Source organism: Pyrinomonas methylaliphatogenes (assembly GCF_000820845.2).
Classification (GTDB): Bacteria; Acidobacteriota; Blastocatellia; order Pyrinomonadales; family Pyrinomonadaceae; genus Pyrinomonas; species Pyrinomonas methylaliphatogenes.
Genome location: NZ_CBXV010000006.1, coordinates 192,225 through 211,185, shown reverse-complemented (window position 1 = coordinate 211,185; position 18,961 = coordinate 192,225). Strand labels below are relative to the sequence as shown.

The 18,961-nt window shown below is 59.5% G+C and carries 13 protein-coding genes; 9 read left to right on the top strand and 4 right to left on the bottom strand.

The features are described 5' to 3' along the window. Positions 1-22 precede the first annotated feature (22 nt). Together PYK22_RS09160 and PYK22_RS09155 are read left to right on the top strand one after the other, a co-directional pair. The gene (locus PYK22_RS09160) at positions 23-2,452 is read left to right on the top strand and encodes a TonB-dependent receptor (RefSeq protein ID WP_041976410.1); all 2,430 of its coding nucleotides are present in this window, start codon (positions 23-25) and stop codon (positions 2,450-2,452) included. Positions 2,453-2,556: 104 nt separating this feature from the next. Continuing rightward, complete coding sequence (locus PYK22_RS09155; protein ID WP_060635510.1) at positions 2,557-3,948, top strand: deoxyribodipyrimidine photo-lyase; 1,392 nt, start codon at positions 2,557-2,559, stop codon at positions 3,946-3,948. 78 nt (positions 3,949-4,026) lie between these two features. Here the strand turns inward: PYK22_RS09155 and PYK22_RS09150 are convergent, their stop codons facing one another. Beyond that, positions 4,027-4,281, bottom strand: coding sequence for a hypothetical protein (locus tag PYK22_RS09150; protein ID WP_041976407.1), 255 nt, complete (start codon positions 4,279-4,281; stop codon positions 4,027-4,029). Positions 4,282-4,658: 377 nt separating this feature from the next. Between PYK22_RS09150 and eno the strand changes: the two genes are divergently transcribed. From eno to PYK22_RS09125, 5 genes are all read left to right on the top strand, one after another. After that, positions 4,659-6,032 carry a phosphopyruvate hydratase gene (eno, locus tag PYK22_RS09145; RefSeq protein WP_041976639.1) on the top strand — a complete coding sequence of 458 codons (1,374 nt, stop codon included), beginning with the start codon at positions 4,659-4,661 and terminating at the stop codon, positions 6,030-6,032. Between the two features lie 74 nt (positions 6,033-6,106). Then, a complete protein-coding gene (gene gpmI / locus PYK22_RS09140) occupies positions 6,107-7,654 on the top strand; it encodes a 2,3-bisphosphoglycerate-independent phosphoglycerate mutase (RefSeq protein WP_041976405.1) in 1,548 nt (515 codons plus the stop codon). A gap of 33 nt (positions 7,655-7,687) precedes the next feature. Further along, on the top strand, positions 7,688-8,713 hold the full coding sequence (locus tag PYK22_RS09135) for a glycosyltransferase family 9 protein (protein ID WP_235789160.1): 1,026 nt from the start codon (positions 7,688-7,690) through the stop codon (positions 8,711-8,713). A 311-nt stretch (positions 8,714-9,024) separates the two neighbouring features. Next, on the top strand, positions 9,025-10,140 hold the full coding sequence (locus PYK22_RS16665; RefSeq protein ID WP_157770783.1) for a TonB family protein: 1,116 nt from the start codon (positions 9,025-9,027) through the stop codon (positions 10,138-10,140). A 28-nt stretch (positions 10,141-10,168) separates the two neighbouring features. Then, positions 10,169-11,119, top strand: coding sequence for a TonB family protein (locus PYK22_RS09125; protein ID WP_041976400.1), 951 nt, complete (start codon positions 10,169-10,171; stop codon positions 11,117-11,119). Positions 11,120-11,148: 29 nt separating this feature from the next. Here PYK22_RS09125 and PYK22_RS09120 read toward each other — a convergent pair whose 3' ends face one another. Continuing rightward, positions 11,149-11,433: a hypothetical protein gene (locus tag PYK22_RS09120; protein WP_041976398.1), complete on the bottom strand. Its 285-nt coding sequence runs from the start codon at positions 11,431-11,433 to the stop codon at positions 11,149-11,151. A gap of 371 nt (positions 11,434-11,804) precedes the next feature. Between PYK22_RS09120 and PYK22_RS16660 the strand changes: the two genes are divergently transcribed. Continuing rightward, positions 11,805-13,085 (top strand): coiled-coil domain-containing protein, encoded by a 1,281-nt coding sequence (locus PYK22_RS16660; protein WP_157770782.1) that lies wholly within the window; start codon positions 11,805-11,807, stop codon positions 13,083-13,085. Between the two features lie 154 nt (positions 13,086-13,239). Next, positions 13,240-15,546: a lytic transglycosylase domain-containing protein gene (locus tag PYK22_RS09110; protein ID WP_041976396.1), complete on the top strand. Its 2,307-nt coding sequence runs from the start codon at positions 13,240-13,242 to the stop codon at positions 15,544-15,546. 9 nt (positions 15,547-15,555) lie between these two features. Here PYK22_RS09110 and metE read toward each other — a convergent pair whose 3' ends face one another. Further along, positions 15,556-17,856, bottom strand: a complete 2,301-nt coding sequence (gene metE, locus PYK22_RS09105) for a 5-methyltetrahydropteroyltriglutamate--homocysteine S-methyltransferase (RefSeq protein WP_041976393.1) — start codon at positions 17,854-17,856, stop codon at positions 15,556-15,558. A 94-nt stretch (positions 17,857-17,950) separates the two neighbouring features. Continuing rightward, entirely contained in the window at positions 17,951-18,958 is a 1,008-nt protein-coding gene (locus PYK22_RS09100; protein ID WP_041976633.1) for a ribonucleotide-diphosphate reductase subunit beta, read from the bottom strand. Positions 18,959-18,961: the final 3 nt, after the last annotated feature.

The window sequence follows — 18,961 nt, the reverse complement described above, 5'->3', positions numbered from 1 at the left end:
GTTATCAAATCGGAGGTTCGCGATGGTTTTAACGTTTTCGAAGAAGTTTCGCGAGCGACACCATTTGGTGGAGAGCGGGCTCGCGTCGGGATCATCGAGTCGATCCGCGTCGCGCCTCATCTTGCCGGCAGGCATCGCGCTTCTCGTTTTGCTCTTAGGACTTCGGGTTGCCGCCGCGCCACAGGAGCGAGGTGCGTGGCGCATCGTCTCCGGCACGGTCACGTCACAGCGCAACGAGTTGGTCCCGGGCGTTGCGGTCACGGCGCGCACGAGTTTGGGCGAGCAGAGGGCGATGAGCGATGCCGAAGGGAGGTTCCGGCTGCAAGTGCCGAGTGGCCCGATAACGCTCGCCTTCGAAGGTAAAGGGATCAAGCGAACCGTGCGCGAGATCGGCGCTGACGAGAGGGCGGATGATCTGCGAATCACGGTCGAGTTGCTGGCCCCGCCGATTCACGAATCGGTCGTCATCGTCGCTTCGATCACTGATCCATCCATCGAGCGGAGGAACGACGCGATCTATCGCGAAGGTCTCTTCTTGCGTGACGATCAACTGTTCCACACGCTCGATGCCGGGATCAACGCCGGGCAGCACGAAGGAGGCGGCAAATCGCTCGAAATCCGCCGCTTCGGTTTCAATCTAGATCACGGCGGACTGTTCGGCGGTTTGAAAGTTTTAGTCGACGATGTGCAGCAGAATCAAGCGACGCAAGGGCATGGGCAAGGGTATCTCGGCGCGTTGAAGAGCTTGACGCCGGAGTTGATCGCCGATGTGGATATCTTAAACGGCCCATTCGCCGCCGAGTACGGCGACTTTTCCGGTCTCGGCGTCGTCCATATCCGCACGAAGGAGAGTTTGCCGAACGTCTTGAGCGCGCGGGTACAAGTCGGTTCGTTCGATGCTTTCAGGAGCTTTCTCGCTTACAGTCCGCAGCTTGCGCGCGCGCGCGCTTTCGTCGCTTACGAGGCGTCGCGCACCGATGGTCCTTTCCTGAACCCCCTTCGGTATCACAGGGATAATGTGACGGGCAATTACACGCGGGAGCTTGACGCGCGATCGAGCGTGAGCGTGAAGTTGAACGCGGGTCGCAACAGCTTCTTCTCTTCCGGGCAGATCCCGCTCGATCTGGTCTTCGCCGGAGAGCTCGACCGTTTCGGTTTCATCGACCCGGACAATGGCGGCAAAGTCGAGGCGGGAACGATCGGAGTTTATTATAGGCGAGAGAACGCGCGCGGAGATCTCCTCAAGGTCGATGGGTTCATCACGCGGTCGCTCTTCGACCTGTGGTCCAATTTCACTTTCTTCCTCGTCGATCCAGAATACGGGGATGAGATACAGCAGCATGATTCGCGCTTGCAGCAAGGGGCCAATCTGCAGTATGTGCGGCTCGATCGGATTTCTGGAGTAACTGGAGTGCTAACCGTCGGCGGTAACTTCAACGCTTTTCAGACGAACGTCGGGCTCTATCCTTCCATCGGTCGCGATCCGGTTCGCGCCTTTTTGCCGCGCATTTTGCCTGATGAAGAGTGTTGCCCGTTGACGAGCGCGCACGCGCGCGTGACAAACGTCGGTTGGTATGCGCAGCAGGCGCTGGACCTGCTCGGCGGAAGACTGCATCTCGTAGGCGGTGCGCGTTACGATCTGTTTCGTTTCGCCGTCGATGATAAAATCGCGCCGGAGCTTTCGGGCGCCGAAAGCGCGGGGCGCTTTCAACCCAAAGCCGCCGTCTCTTATGCTCCGTTCGATAGCGTGCCGTTAACTTTTCATTTCAATTACGGGCGCGGCATCAGCAGTCAAGATGCGCGCGGAGTGGTCCAGCATCCCAACGGCCCGAAGGTCGCGACGACGGATTTTTACCAGGTGGGGACTTCGCACAACTACAAGCGCCTTTCGATGACGACCGATCTGTTCTTGATCGACACGTCGAATCAACAGGTCTATGTGCCGGATGACGGGAGCACGGAGTTCGTTGGCCCGAGCCGCGCTTATGGGTACGAAGTGAAACTGTCGGTTCGCCTATCATCTTATCTATCTTTCAACGGCGGGTTGACGCAGGTGATGAACGCCTTCTTCCGCGGCACGAACCCGCGCGAATACGTCGATCGCGCTCCGCATACGGTGGCTAACGCTGGATTTACGCTTTCCGGTTGGCGAGGGTTTGCCGGATCGCTTCGCTACCGGCATGCGGGCAGCTATCGGCTGGACCCGCTCGACGCTGGCATTCGCGCTGCGGGTTTGGATATAGTGGATGTTTACGTGAGTAAGCGTTTGCTGAGCAGGTTGGACCTGAACTTTGCGATAGATAATCTCTTCGACAAAAGGTACTACGAGACGCAAAATTTCTTCGTCTCGCGCGTGCATCCTGCGGATGTGCCAAGAGCGCGGATACACGCGACGCCGGGTTATCCGCGAAGCGTCATGATCGGACTGACTTTCCGGCTAGGAGAGAAGTGATCCCCTGTGTGCGGGCGAAAAAGCGGTTGCGGCGCGGCGCTTGCTTGTGCGAGGTGGGGGCGTCACGCCGACAGTGGAGGCTGAGTGTGGGCGATTGAGGTTCGATGGTTGATCTGACCGACCGCGTGAGACAACTCAATCGAGGCGAGGAGAACCGCCGCGCGCGGTATATCCTCTATTGGATGCAGGTTTACAAGCGTCCGCGCTATAACCATGCGCTCTGTTTCGCCATTCGCGCAGCTAACGAACGACGTTTGCCGCTTGTCGTTTACGAAGGTCTGAAATACAACTACCCGTGGGCGAACGATCGCTTGCACACCTTCATCCTCCAAGGCGTGAACGAGAACCGCCGCGAGTTTCAACGCCTCGGCATCCGCTACGTCTTCTACTTGCAGAAGAACGAGCGCGATCCGCGCGATACGGTGGCGCGCTTAGCTGAAGAGGCGGCTTTGCTCGTCACGGACGACTTCCCATGTTTCATCATCCCGGAACACAACCGGCGCATCGCCGCGCGCGTGCGCATCCCTGTCTTCGCCGTCGATTCAAACGGATTAGTGCCGCTGTCGGCCTTCGCCAAAGAAGAGTATGCCGCGCGCACAATTCGTCCCAAGATCAAGCGACTGTTGCCGCGCTACTTCGTCCCGTTTCGCGAAGAGAAAGTGGCCGTCGAAGATCCACACTTGCGGGTCAACTGCCCGGAAGAGACCGTTTTCGAGGATGGCGAGATCGGCGCGCTCGTCGCGCGATGCGCCATCGATCACAACGTCGCGCCTTCGCCCGTCTATCGCGGCGGACGGCGCGCGGGGCTAGCTCGATTGCAGCACTTCGTCGAGAAGATCCTGCCGCGCTATCACGAGCAACGGACGCACCCGGAGGTGGACGGCACGTCGCGTCTGAGTTCGTACCTCCATTTCGGTTATCTGTCGGCGCAAGAGATCGCTGAAGCCGTGCAGGCCGCGGATGCGCCACAGCAGGCCAAGGAGACTTATCTCGAAGAGTTGATCGTGCGGCGGGAACTAGCGTACAACTTCACGCGCTTCAATCCACGCTATGCTTCGCTCGAAGCGCTGCCGGATTGGGCGAAGCGCACGCTTCGCGCACACGACGGCGATCCGCGTCCAACAATCATCTCGCCCGCACAGATCGAAGAGGCGCAAACCTACGATGAGTTGTGGAACGCGACGCAACGCGAACTTCTCTGGACGGGCGAAATACACAACTATGTACGGATGCTGTGGGGCAAAAAGGTGATCGAGTGGCGCCCGACGCACGACGAAGCGTTTCATCTGCTCGAACATCTGAACAACAAGTACGCGCTCGACGGCCGCGATCCCAATTCATACGCTGGCATCCTCTGGTGCTTCGGCAAGCACGATCGTCCGTGGGGGCCAGAAAGACCGATCTTCGGTCTGGTGCGTTATATGTCTTCGCGCAGCATGAGCAGGAAATTCGCTGCGCAGGCATATATCGAGTGGACCGAGAGTCTCGCGCAATGATGGCGGGAAAGAGGCGCGTTTCAAATACGGCGGAAGATTCAGCTCCAGTTGAATCTTCCGCCATAAAGCGCAAAGGTTTTATCGCTTCTCCATCTTGTCGACCACTGACTTCAGCGCTTGAAAGGTCGGCGGCCAGAGGCCGACGAAGATCCCCGCCTCTTTCTTCCCTGAGAGGAAGAGAGCTATCGATGCTCCAATCGATCCGAGCGTCAGAAGGTGAAAAAGGCTTATCCCGAGAGATGGCTTGGTCGATTCATCGACGGTGCGCAATAGCTCTTCAGCTCGATCCGAGCGCACCCTTTCTTCGGCGAGAGCGGTTTGTGGCGTTGTCATGGCTTTAACCTCCTTCATTTGATGCCCGTTAATTAACGCGACCACGGATGGGCCGGCTCCGAAGGAGCGAGCGGTGTGTTGTTTCCTTCTAGCTTGCACCGGTTGGCCGCTCGTCTCCCCCTCATATGTATCTACTACGATCCTCATCTCTGGATCGGATTTCAGAGCGCACCCTTCTGCCGCTGGCTCCCTTCGATCCGGATACATACAGCCAGACCTGCTTATGGGCTAACAGGGCAAACGCTGTGCCAGCTTTATCGGAATAGTTCTCTCGGGCAACTATTCTCGGCGAGTTTTCCCGTTACTCTTTGACTCGAAACGGAGTCCTGTGCAATTGTTTTCCTCTAACTTAATTCGATGAGGAGACGATGTTGAAGATGAGTTCGATCGAATCTGTGCACGCACGCGAGATCCTCGATTCGCGCGGAAATCCTACGCTCGAAGCTGAGGTGAGGTTGGTTAGCGGACACGTGGGGCGGGCCGCGGTGCCGTCGGGGGCTTCAACCGGAGAGCACGAGGCGATAGAGTTGCGCGACGGGGATAAGAGGCGTTACGGCGGCAAAGGCGTCATGCGCGCTGTCGAGAACGTAAACGGCATCATCGCGCGCGAGCTCAAGGGTTTTACGGCGCTCGACCAGATTGCGGTGGATCGAGCCTTGATCGCGCTCGATGGGACGGCGAACAAGAAACGGCTCGGCGCAAACGCCATCCTCGCCGTCTCCTTGGCGACGGCACGCGCTGCAGCGGCATATCTTGAAGTCCCGCTTTACCGTTATCTCGGCGGCGTCAACGCGCATGTCCTGCCGGTGCCTTTGATGAACATCTTGAACGGCGGCGCGCATGCGGATAACAACGTCGATTTTCAGGAGTTCATGATCGTCCCCGTCGGCGCGCGCACCTTCCGCGATGCGTTGCGCATCGGGGCCGAGGTCTTCCACGCGCTCAAAGGCGTGTTGAAGAAACGCGGCTATGCGACCAGCGTCGGCGATGAGGGAGGGTTTGCGCCTAACTTGCGTTCTAATGAGGAAGCGATCGAAACGATCCTCGAAGCGATCGAGCAGGCGGGTTATCGCGCTGGAAGCGACGTTCTGCTTGCGCTCGATCCTGCGGCGAGCGAGTTCTACGACGGCAAAGCCTACGTCTTCAAGAAGAGCGATGGGCGGCGCCTTTCGCGCGATGAGATGGTCGCCTATTTGAAATCTTGGGTCGAACAGTATCCCATCATTTCGATCGAGGATGGGATGGCGGAGAACGATTGGGATGGTTGGAAGATATTGACGGATGAGCTTGGCCGTCGCGTGCAGTTGGTCGGTGACGACCTGTTTGTGACGAACACGGAGTTCTTGCGCCGCGGCATCGAACGCGGCGTCGCCAATTCGATCCTCATCAAGGTCAACCAGATCGGCACTCTCACCGAGACGCTTGAATGCATCGAGCTTGCGCGAAAGCACGGGCGCACCGCCGTCATCTCGCACCGCTCGGGTGAGACCGAAGACACTTTCATCGCCGATCTGGCCGTGGCGACCAACGCGGGGCAGATAAAGACCGGATCGTTGTCGCGCACGGATCGGACGGCGAAGTACAACCAGTTGCTGCGCATCGAAGAGGAGTTGGGCGAAGCGAGCGTCTTTCTGGGGACGGAAGCCTTCTATCAGGTGGAGAACGAATTGCTGCGAAAGGTCGCCGCACGAGCTGCGACGGCAGCCGCAACGCGGCGGCGTAACGGAGGGGCGCAAAAAAGAGGGAAGTGATCTTCCTTTTCAAGGGCGATGGTCGAAGGGGGAGGTCTAGCTCGAACGAAATCTAGTTTTACGGAGGAGAAGAATTGAGCGGCAAGATAGGACCTTTGGCTTTAATCATCATGGATGGTTGGGGATATCGCGCCGAAAGCGAAGGCAATGCTATCGCGCTCGCTAAGACGCCTCATTTCGATGAGCTGATGGCGAACTATCCGCACACGCTGCTAGAGGCTTCGGGCGTGCGCGTCGGGCTTCCGCGCGGCGTGATCGGCAACTCCGAAGTCGGCCACATGAACATCGGCGCCGGTCGCGTCATCCGCACGGATGTCGGGCGGATAGATTACGCCATCGAAACCGGCGAATTCTTCCATAACCCTGTGCTCGCCGAAGCGATGGAAGGGGCCAAGCGGCGCGATCGCGCTCTGCATCTGATCGGTTTGGTTTCTGACGGAATGGTCCATTCGTCGCAGGAACATCTTTACGCGCTCTTGCGCATGGCCAAGGAACGTGGTCTGACGCGCGTCTTCGTTCACGCCTTCCTCGATGGTCGCGATACGATGCCGACCTCGGGCGTCGGTTATGTGCGACAGTTGCTGGAAAAGTGCAAGGAGATTGGAGTCGGCGAGGTCGCCTCGATCATCGGTCGTTACTATGCGATGGACCGCGATAAGCGTTGGGAACGAACCAAACGCGCGTATGATCTTCTGGTCCGTGGCGAAGGCGAGCCGTCAACCGATCCGATCGCGGCCATCCAGCGCTCATACGAACGCGGCGTAACGGACGAGTTTGTCGAACCGGTCTCGATCCGTCGCGAAACAGGTGAACCGGTGGCGACGATCGGGGATGGTGACGCCGTCATCTTCTTCAATTACCGCGCTGACCGCGCGCGCCAGTTGACGAGCGCGCTCGCGCTCCCTGGATTCGATGCCTTCCCTGTGGATGGCCGACCGAAGGTCGAGATGATCTGTTTTACGGAGTACGACAAAACCTATCCGTTCCCGGTCGCCTTCCCGCCCGAGCATCCGCGTAACATCTTGGCCGAGGTCTTCGCGCGCACCTCGGTGCGCAACTACCGTCTGGCCGAGACGGAAAAATATGCTCACGTCACCTACTTCTTCAACTGCGGGATCGAACGCGAGTTCATCTGTGAACGTCGCTTGCTGATCCCTTCGCCGAAAGTGGCGACTTACGATCTGCAACCGGAGATGTCGGCCTTCAAAATAACGGATAAGGTGCTTCGCGCGATAGATGAGGGCGAGACCGATGTTTTCATCGTCAACTTCGCGAATGCCGATATGGTCGGACATACCGGCAACCTCGAGAAGACGATCGAAGCCGTCCAGTACGTCGATACGTGCATCGGTTGGATCACGAAAGCGATCCGCGCTGTGCGCGGACGCAGCATCGTCACGGCGGATCACGGTAACGCTGAAGTTATGATCGATCCGCTGACGGGCGGACCACATACGGCGCATACGACCAACCCTGTGCCTTTCATCCTCGTTGATGAAGAGGCGCGCGGCGTCAAGCTTCGTGAAGGCGGGGCGCTCGAAGATATCGCGCCGACGATCTTAGGATTGCTTGGGATAGATAAGCCCGCGGAGATGACCGGGCGCGATTTGCGTGAAACTTAGACGGATTACGCGCGAAGAACGCCGTTGAGCGCCGTGAAGTTCGAGCCGCGAAACATCCTCGTCATCGACTTCGGTCAATTGGGCGATGTCGTTCTGAGCCTTCCCGCGTTGCGCGCGATACGCGAACGGTTCGCTCAAGCGCGCATCACGGTCGTCGCCGGTCGCCCCGGCGCGCCCGTCGTCGAATTGTCCGGGTGCGCCGATAGCGTGTTGGCGGTCGATCGCGTCGCGCTGCGCGATGGACCGAAACCGATGGCCATCTGGCGCATCGCGCAGCTCGTCAAAACTGTCAGACAAGCGAGATTCGATTTCGTCATCGATCTCCATAGCCTCTACGAGACGAACTTGCTCGGCTATCTGTCAGGCGCGCCCGTCAGGCTCTATGCCCGACGCCCGGGGCGGTCGCTCGACTTCCTCTCAAATTTTCGCCCGCAACCGCCCATCGAGGATCCCAGCAAACACGCCGTCGATCGTTATCTGGACGTACTCAAACCGCTCGGCATCGAGAACGTTTCGCGCACGCCGCGCCTTCACACGCGCGTCGAAGATGAGAAGGCGATCGAGGAGCTGCTGACTAAGGCGAAGGCGAAGAGGATGGTGCCACTCGTCGGACTCTTCCCCGGCGCGGGCCACCCATCGCGTCGTTGGCCGCTCGACAGGTTCGCCGAACTGGCGACGCGATTGGAGCGAAGCGATGAGGTGCAGGTGGTCGTTCTCCTCGGACCGGAAGAGCGGGCGTTGGTTAAGACGATCCGCGAGAGTTTCACGGGATCGACCATCATCCTCGATCGTCTGAGCATTCCACAACTCGCCGCGGCGCTGGCCCGCCTCTCCGTCTTCGTCTCGAACGATACAGGTCCACTGCATCTGGCAACGGCGGTCGGCACTCCGGTCGTCATGCTGCTTGACCGCCCGACGCCCAATAGCTTCATCCCGTTCGGCGTCAAAAATCGGGTGATCTACAGCCGCGCGATCGAAGAGATCGCGCCCGAAGAGGTCCACGCCGCCGTCCGGGAGCTTCTCGCCGCGCCGCGTACCGCCGACCTCTTCCGCCGCTGAGCATCCGGGCTCTTGTCAAAACATTTTTAACTAGACAAAACAGGTTTGTTGGTGTAATAATTATCCCGCCGCTGCTTGGTGCCGGCAGCGCGACCTTCCTACGGTTTGGCACTTCTTAACCAAGACGGCGTCGTGCTCTCCACGTGTAGATCAGCACTATGCGGCGAGTTCTTTCAAAGATCGAACGGGATGGGAACCTCATCCGGAGTTATCGCGCGATGCGTTTAGCTTCGGAGCGCTCTCTTTCGCTGCGAGATCGGTCTTCAAGCGCGAATTTGGGATCACCCGACGAACGGAAGGAGATTCTCAAGATGTTTGGACGCAGCAACCTCATAACAGCCCTGTTCTTTCTGTTTGTATGTGGCGGTCTTTTCGGCATGACATGGGCGCAAGGGACGGCCGACAACGACCGGATCCGCGATGGATTGATCGGTCCTGTGCGTCGTGTGCGCACTGAAACGGCAAAGTTAGCCGTCAAGGGAGGGAAGGTTGTCGAAGGGCCGCGCGTGCTCTTAGAGACGGCGACCTACGATTTGAAGGGCAACAAGATCGACAACGCCTATTACTCCGTGGAGAGTTCGAATCTGACGGGCCGTGAGGTCTATAAATACGATGACCGCGGCAACATCACGGAGATGACGCTCTATAACAGCGATGGGACGATCCTCAGCAAGGAGGTCTATTCATACGAGTTCGATGCCGTGGGAAATTGGGTGAAGATGACGACATCCGTCGCTGTCATCGAAGGCGGAAAGATCACCTATGAGCCGACGGAAGTGACCTACCGGACGATCACCTACTTTTACGAGGATAACGTCGCCAAGATAGTTCAAACTTCGAGCGCGCTCGCTTCCGGCCATAATGCCGCCAGCAACGCTGCCAGTAATGTCGCCAATCCGACGGTCGCCCCCGTCAAGCCCTCTACGGGGGCAGTGGGGATGGCAAACAAACCCGTCGCTGATTCGCGCGGTGGGGCGAAAGATGGCAAAGCCGTTCCGCCTTTGACCACGGTTTCGCCCGACCGTGTGGCTTCGTTGACGCCTGCGCCCGCGCCCAAGGTTCCGGTCGAGGTGGCCGCCGATGCCGGGACTCCGGTGCGAGTCGAGGCTGATGCGCCCCCGCCGACGCCCAAACCTCTGCTCAAACCGATCTCCGGCGGCGTGTTGAACGGGCGCGCGATCAGCTTGCCGAAGCCCATCTATCCTGAAGCGGCAAGGCGCGCTCATGTTCAAGGCGTCGTCAATGTCGAGGTTGTGGTCGATGTGTCGGGTAGGGTGATCTCCGCGCGCGCCGTCAGCGGGCCGGCTTTGCTGCATGAGGCCGCTGTCGCGGCAGCGCGTCAGGCGCGATTTACGCCGACTCTGCTTTCCGGTCAACCAGTCAAGGTCGCGGGAGTCATCACCTATAACTTCGTTTACGAGCAGTGAACGCCCTACGGAAAGGAACGGAAGTCGCATGGCACTAACCGGACAACTGAGCGATCTCTCTCTTGCCGAACTGATCGAGTTCTTCTGCAATCAGCGTAAGACGGGCCGCCTCAAGGTCGCTTACTCGCCTTTGCCCGGTATCTTCTACATCAAGGATGGCGAGCTAGTTGACGCGCGCATCGGTTCGCTCAAAGGGGTGGAGGCTGTCTATTACGCTTTGCGCCAGCCTAACGTGAAGTTCGACTTTCAACCACAGCGCGAGGCTCCGGAGAGAACTATCAACGAACCTTGGGCCCAAGTGGTGCTCGAAGGTCTGCGACGATTGGACGAAGGCGTGCCGGTCGGAGATCCGTTTGCCGGATTGACCGAGGAAGAGATCGAAAGGCTGCGCGAAGAGTATGAAGAGACAGGGGAGACCGAATTCTCGGCGGTCGCCGGTGAGGAGGGGCGGCGTCGAGCCTTAGGCGTCGGCGTGGCAGCCGTCGCCGTGTTGGTCTGTGCGACGGCGGTGGGAGCTCTGACCGACTGGTTCGGTTTGAAGAGGACGAACGCCGCTTCGGTCGCGCCTCCGCCTGCAGTCACGCCACAGCCGGTGAGTTCGCCGTCGCCGCTTGCGCCGCCGAGCGAAACTGCGGAAGCTTCGCCCAAAGAGGCTCAAGCTGCAGAGCCGAGCAGGGCGGAAGCGGTTCAGCGCCAGCACGAGAAGTTGGAACGTCGGCAGATGGAAAGGATTGCGCGCGATACGGCACAGACGAGCGGCGAGACGGCCAGCGCGCAGAAACGCGTCGAGACATCCGGCGGTCAGACGGTCATCGTGCGCGTCTTCGTCGATGAACAAGGGCGCGTCTCACAGGCGACGGTGGCCAACTCGCGGCCCGGCATGGAGGCTTATGAGGCTTCGGCTCTCCGCATCGCGCGGCAACGCCGTTACCCGAGCGGCAAGAGCGGTTGGGTTACGGTTCCGATCAAGTTCAACTGAGCGGTCTATCGCTCCAAAGGAGGATCGCCTCAGTCTCTGAGGATCGTAATTGAATCATCAACGATCCGCGCTAGATATTCGCCATCGCGCATGACCCACGCGATGCGATGACCCTGGCGGGCGAGAGCTGCCCAGCGGCTCTCCTTGTTTGGGTTCTGTTCGACGAGGCGCAGCCCGGCGCCGAGTTCGATGTAGCGGACGCCCGAGCGCTTAAAGCGCCGCACGATGCGTTCATCGGCGAAAAGCTTCGCGTAAGCTCTCAAAATCTCTTCGGTGGCGAGTTTGACGCCATCTTCTTCAAGTTCTTCGCGCATCGTTCACCTTCCAGATTTGAATCGGCAGGGATGGCGCGCAAGCTGGGTCAGTGAGAGTGTCTGCAAATATATCGCGGTTACAGGTTGAGCGCAAATCTTCGGGTTAATGGCTCGCGGTTGAAGTTGTGAAGTTGATCTGAAGTTGATCCAGGGCGAAGAAATCTCTTGACGCGATAAACGCGCATATTTGGCGCAATAGCCAATCAAGCGTTGAAGTTGATCCAAGGCGAAGAAATCTCTTGACACCATTCCTCATGGGCAAGCATAATCCGGCGCGAAGCCTATGTGGCTTCGCCGCGGAAGATCCATCCGGCACCACACGCCTTAACGGAGGGCTCTCCAAAGTGGTCAGTGAAGAATTGGAAAAAAGGATGCGCGCCGAGGTCGAGGATGTCATCGCGTCTCGGTTGAGCGCCTTGCAGAGCGAGATCGCGCGATTGCAGGGGCAGATCAACGAGGCTTTCGCGCAGGCGCTCGAGCGTTTGAATGGAGTTGCGGGCAGCGGGACGCCTTTGACGCTCTCGATCGTCGAACATCTACGCGCCGCTTATAACCAAGGGTTAGAGGATGCCGCCAACGAATCGGCCCGCGCCAAAGCTTCGAGCGATATCGCCATCTTAAAAGCTGCCGTCGAGGAGTTTAATGCGCGGCGCACGCAGGCCGAAGTCTTATCGGCGCTGGTGGAACGGGCGGCATCGTTCGCGCCGCGTGTGGCCTTCTTCGTCGTCAAAGGCGATCAGGTCAAAGGATGGCGTGCGCGCGGATTCGAAGGGTCGGTGGGCGACGCGCGTGTGCGCGAGATCTCCTTCCCGCTTACGGCGAACAATTTGCTCAGCGCGGTGATCCGTTCGGGACGCGCTTGGAGCGGCAAGCCCGGAGCGCATGAAGGCGATGAGGCTTTACTCGCCCGATTGGGCGAGGAGAAACCCGAATGGGTCGCCGCCGTGCCATTGGTCGCGCGCGGCAAAACGGTCGCCGTCCTCTATGCCGATTCGGCCGCTCTCGGTTCCGAAGCGATCAACCTCGAGGCCCTAGAGATGCTGGCGCGCGTGGCGAGCATGGCCGTCGAATTGCTCGCGCAGCGTACGACGCCAACGCGCGCATCGGCGCAAGTCGCCGAGCAGCCCGCGCGGCAAGCGGAAACGCCCGCGGAGCGCGAGGACAAGATTCCGCCCGCTCCTGCTGAGGCAAGCGAAAAGGTCGAAGCGCCTTCACCGGTTGCGGTTGAAGCGAACGGCACGGCGGCGAGCGTTTCCCCTTCTGCCGCTCAGACCGGAACGCTCTCCGGTTACACGGCACCGCTCGCCTCGCGCCGTCGAAGCAGCGCCGAGATAGATCTTCCGATCGAGGTTCACGGCGAAGAGGAGCGACGCTTGCACACCGATGCGCGACGTTTCGCGCGCTTGCTCGTCTCCGAAATCAAGCTCTACAACGAACAGAAGGTGCGCGAAGGGCGCGAACGAGGCGATCTCTATACGCGTTTGCGCGAGGAGATAGAGCGTTCGCGCCAAATGTATGAGAAACGCGTCGCCCCGCCCGTCGCGGCGCGGTTCGATTACTTCCATCACGAATTGGTCAATACCCTGGCGGAAGGCGATCCATCCAAATTGGGGCCGAACTATCCGGGGGCCACGGTGCCGGGACAGAATTGAGGGGTCGACAGAGACGCCGCATTCAAAGCGCGCTTCGTGGGACGTGCTGCGAAGCGCGCTTTGCTCTTGCGCCGAAAGCGAACGGGGCCCTTTGGCAATGGCATCCTAATCGACGAAGGGGGCGTGAACTTCTTCGATCTTACGCCGAACGCAGATGCTGATCTTCACTCGACAACTTAACTTTCGGGCGGTCTCAACTCTCGTTTGCGGCTCTTTCATCAGCGCTCTGCTGCTTGGCTCATCTTTGAGCAGTTGTAACGTGGTGCCGGGAAGCGAAGCGGATGATCTGGCCCGCTTGCGGGCGTTGATGCGGGCTTCGCGGTTGCCCGATGAAGGGACGCTCAAACAGATCGAGGTGGCGCATGCGCAGACGCCTTTGGGAGCGCTGGCGCGATTGGCGCGCGCGCGCCTTCGTTTTGAACGGAGGGATTGGGCTGGCGCGGCAGCCTTGCTCGATGGCGACTTCGCGCCGACGAAGATCGGCGACTATGCGCTCTTTCTGCGCGCGCGCGCCCTAGAGGAATCCGGCAGATCTGTGGAGGCCCGCGCCGCTTACGAGGCGCTGGTTCGCCGCTTCCCTTCGTCTCCGCGCGCCAAAGAGGCGTCGCTACGCGCTTCGAAGCTCGCTTTGGAGGGCGGCCAGGGGAGCGCGGTGCCGACCTTTTTGAAGGATCTATTGTCGCAAGACGATCCGGCGGCGTTGTTGCTCGCTGCTCAAGCTCTGGAAAGAAGCGGCGACCTGGCGCGCGCGCTGGCGCTCTATCGCCGCATCTATTTCTTCGCCCCGGCCTCGGCGGAGAGCGGTGAAGCTATCTCTTCCATCCTTCGTTTGAACGGGACGCTCGCTCCGGAAACTGCGGAGGAGGCCTACGTGCGCGCCGACCGCCTCTTCGGAGCGAGGCTTTTCAAGGAGGCGGCTGAAGCATATGATCAGCTTGCCGTTCGTTTCCCGCAAAGGTTGGATGCGCAGGCGAATTTGCGGCGCGGGATCGCGGCCTTCAACCTCGGGCGTTTGCCTAGCGCCCTCTCATCCTTCATCGCGGTCCCTGCGTCGGCTGGCGAGCTGAAAGCGGAGGCGCTCTATTACACCGCGCTCGTTCACGCGCGGACTCGCCAGTGGAGTGTCGCTTGGGATGTTGCGAATGAGATGCTTCGCCTGTTCCCTCAAAGCTCTTGGACGCGCCGCGCGTTCACCGCGCTCGGATACGCGGCGCGTGAGGCGAAAGACGAATGGCAAGCCAGAAGGTTTTGGCGCATTGCGGTCGAGCGTTTCCCGGGTTCGGAAGAGGTTGCCGCGGCGCAGTTCGAGCTCGCATGGCTGGACCATCAAGCGAAAGATTACGCGGCGGCTTTTGCTGGATTCGTCGAATACTTAGCGCATTATGCGGATCGGCACGCCGATTTCCGCGGTCGTGCGGCTTACTGGGCCGCGCGCGACGCCGAGCGCACGGGGCATATGAGCGAAGCTCGCGCCCTTTATGAAGCTTTACAGGAACGGTATGAGGCGACATGGTATGGCTATCTGGCGAGACAACGTCTTGAGGGCTTGAGGGGAGACGCGGCGCAAAAAGAGCGGACCGATGGCCTTCTGGCAAAAGCCGTCGCGAATCTCGGGACGGTGAGCGTTGCGCCGGAGACCGCTGGTCCATCGGAGGATGAGCGCATCGCGCGGGCGGAGAATCTCGCCACGCTCGGTTTCGATGAGTGGGCGTTCGATGAGTTGCGCTTGGCTCAAGCGAAAGCTCCCGATAGTCCGCGCGTCAATCTCGCGCTCGCTCGTCTTTATCGGCTGCGCGGTGAGACCTTTCAAGCCTTCAATGCGTTGCGGCAAAGCTACCCGGATTATGCGCAGATGAAGCCCGAAGAGCTATCGCGCGAGGCGTGGGAGATCTTCTACCCGCTCATGTATTGGGAGACGATCAAACGCGAAGCGCGCGCGCGCGGCCTCGATCCTTACGCGATCGCCGGCCTCATCCGCCAGGAGTCGGTCTTCGATACGCGCGCCGTCTCGCGGGCTAACGCGCGCGGCCTGATGCAGTTGCTTGTGCCGACGGCGCGACTCGTGTCGAAACGTTATGGGCTGACGGATCAGATAGATGCCGATGCGCTTCACGATCCGAACCTGAACATTCGCCTCGGCACAGCGTACTTCAAAGATCAAATGGCGCGTTTCGGGAGATTAGAATACGCCGCTGCGGCGTACAATGCCGGACCGAACCGTGTGGCTCAGTGGTTGACCTCTCTGCCCGCCGATCTCGATGAATGGGCCGAAGCCATCCCTCTGAGCGAGACGCGCGGTTACGTGCAGGGCGTCGTGCGCAACATGTTACAGTACAGGCGCCTTTATGATGAAAATGGAAATTTTCGACCAGAGGTCGGGCGCGCGCCCATCAGCCCCACCGGCGCGCCTGTGCGCGCAAGGCGCGCGTTGACCGATGAGCGGCGGGAAGAGCGAGAGTGATTCGGCGCCTCATTCAACAGGCTTCGCCTTATCGGCCAGCTCGACGCGCAGCAGTTTGGTCGCCGCGACCATATTGGTGAGCGAAGGTCTGATCTGCTCCCACGCCCTGGTCTTCAATCCGCAATCGGGATTGACCCAGAGGCGATGCGCGTCGAATGCCGCCGTCGCCTTCCGCAGAAGCGTTAGGATCTCCTCCACCGAGGGGACGCGCGGGGAGTGAACGTCGTAGACTCCTGGGCCGATCTCGTTCGGATAACCGTATCGGACGAAAGCGTCGAGCGATTCCATCGCCGAACGCGAACTTTCGATCGAGATGACATCAACATCCATTTCGACGATCGCTTCGATGATGTCATCGAACTCCGCATAACACATGTGCGTGTGTATTTGCGTCTCATCATGCGCCGCGGCGATGATGAAGCGGAAGCAGTCAACGGCCCAGCTTAGATAATCCGGGCGATCGGATTGGCGCAACGGCAACCCTTCGCGCAGCGCCGGTTCATCTATCTGAATGATGTTGATCCCAGCCCGTTCCAAATCGCTCACTTCATCGCGCAATGCCAACGCGATCTGAAAAGCCGTTTCGCTGCGCGGTTGATCGTCGCGGACGAACGACCATTGAAGCATGGTGACCGGACCAGTCAGCATCCCTTTCACCGGTTTGTCCGTCAGAGATTGCGCGAAGGTGGACCATTTGAGGGTCATCGGCGCGCGCCGTCGCACATCGCCGTAGATGATCGGCGGCCTTACGCAGCGCGAGCCGTAACTTTGCACCCAACCGTTTTCAGTGAGGACGAAGCCGTCGAGCTGCTCGGCGAAATATTCGACCATGTCGCTTCGCTCGAATTCGCCGTGGACCAGAACGTCCAAGCCGACGCTCTCCTGCCAGCGTATGGTGCGTTCGATCTCGGCGCGGATTCGTTGCTCATACTCTTCCACCGACAGTTCGCCGCGTCTCAGCTTCGCGCGCCATGAGCGCACCTCTGCGGTTTGCGGGAAGGATCCGATCGTGGTCGTTGGCAATAGCGGAAGCCGCAGCTTCCGCTGTTGCCGCCTTTTGCGCTCGGGATAGGAGACGCGGCGTTGAAGCCGATCACGCCGCGCTTCGTTGACGCGCGCTCTTAGGCTTTGGTCGTAGACCGCTGGCGACGAACGCCGCGCTTGCATCGCGCGCGCGTTACGTTCGAACTCGGCTTCGACTATCCCATCCTTCCCGCTCGCCGCGCGCTTTAGCCAGGAGAGCTCATCGAGCTTCTGTTTGGCGAACGCCATCCACGACCTCAACTCCTCACTGAGCTTCGTTTCGAGCGCGAGATCATAGGGGACGTGAAGAAGGGAACACGACGGGGCGATCAGCACTCTTTCGGGCGATAGCTTCTGAATGGCCCTTTCAATGAGCGCGAGCGAAGAACGGAGATCGTTCCGCCAAACGTTTCGCCCATCTACGATGCCGAGAGAGAGGGCGATCCGCTCGGGAACGGAAGCGAGCGCCTGCTCCAGTTGTTGCGGCGCGCGGACGAGATCGAGATGCAGCGCATCTATCGGCAGGCTGAGAGCGGTCGGAAGATTCTCGTCGAGCCTCTCGAAATAGGTCGCAAGGAGAATCTTCGCGTTGGGGACGGCTTCGCGCAACGTCTCATAAGCCGCCTTGTATGCTTCGAGTTCCTCTGCCGTTCGATCGAGCGCAAGGCATGGTTCGTCCAGCTGGATCCACTCAGCCCCCAGCGAACTGAGGCGCGCGAGCGTTTCGGCGTAGATCGGCAGCAAGCGATCGAGCAGAGCGAGACGATCGAAACGCGCCCCTTTCGTCTTGCCGAGCAAGAGGAAACTCATCGGACCTAGGATGACGGGTTTGGTGATGATGCCGAGCGCTTTCGCTTCCTCGAATTCGTCGAACGGTTTGGTCGAAGCGAGGCGGAACTCTTGCTCTTGAGTGAACTCGGGGACGATGTAGTGATAGTTCGTGTCGAACCACTTCGTCATCTCCATGGCGGGCAGATCTCGTTCAGCGGATCCGCGCGCCATGTCGAAGTATGTCGAAAGGGAGTTTTCATCTCGACCGTAGCGCGCAGGGATGGCGCCGACGAGCACCGCCGTGTCCAACACGTGATCGTAGAGCGAGAAATCGTTCGAGGCGATGAGATCTATGCCCGCATCCCTCTGCATGAGCCAGTTATGGCGGCGAATCGTCGCCGCCGTTTCGCGTAAGTCGCTCTCCGTGATCGCGCCGGCCCAATAAGCTTCGAGCGCTCTTTTCAGTTCGCGGCGCGGTCCGATCCGCGGGAAACCGAGCGTGTGCGTGATGATCATCTTCAACTCCTTTTTATGACCGACGATGTTCGGCTTGCCTCACCGATGGCTTCTGTCAGACGCGCTAAACCCTTTCCGCTCGCTTTGAGATTTCTCAATCATCCCAATGTAACGCGCCCGCGCTCTTGTACTCTGTAACGCGCGTTTCGAAGAAGTTCTTCTCCTTCCTCAGGTCTATGATCTCGCTCATCCACGGGAAAGGATTTTCTGCGTAGAAGACGCGGTCAAGCCCGATCTTCTCGAGCCTGCGGTCGCCAATGTAGCGGACATATTCCGCAACCGTCTCCGCGTTCAACCCCATGATCGGGCGCGGCAAACAATCGCGCGCGTACTCACATTCGAGTTCGACGCCGCGGATGATGTTTGCCGTGATCTCCTTCTGGAAATCCTCGGTCCAGATCTCAGGGTTCTCGGCGACGATCGTGTTGATCAAATCCGTCCCGAAGGCGAGATGGACCGATTCATCGCGCAGGATGAACTGAAACTGCTCGCCGACGCCGACCATCTTGTTGCGCCGGAGAAAAGAGAGCATCATGGCGAAACCGGCGTAGAAGAAGACCCCTTCCATGATCAGATAGTAGCCGACCAGATCGTGCACGAAGCGTTGGATGTTGCGCGTCCCTCGAGTGGTGAAGCCGGGATCGAGAAGGCTTCGCGTCATCTCGACGACGAACTCGTCCTTGCGCCGGATGCTCGGGATGTTGATGTACATCGTATAGACCTCGTCCGGGTCGAGTCCGAGCGTGTCGCAGCAGTAGATGAAGGTGTCGGTGTGAATGGCTTCTTCAAAGGCTTGCCTGAGCAGATATTGCCGGCATTCCGGATTGGTGATGTGCTTGTAGATGCTAAGCACGATGTTGTTCGCCGTCAGGCTCTCGGCGGTCGAAAAGAAGCCCATGTTCCACATCACGACGCGCCGTTCATCGGGCGTCAAGGCCGTCGGCGAACGCCACATCTCAACGTCCTTCTGCATATTCACCTCTTCGGGCGTCCAGTTGTTCGCCACGCCCGTTTTATAATACCGGCGCGCCCAATCGTACTTGATCGGCAGAATCTTGTTCGGATCGGTGATCGAGCAATTGAGAATCCGTTTCTCCATCATGAT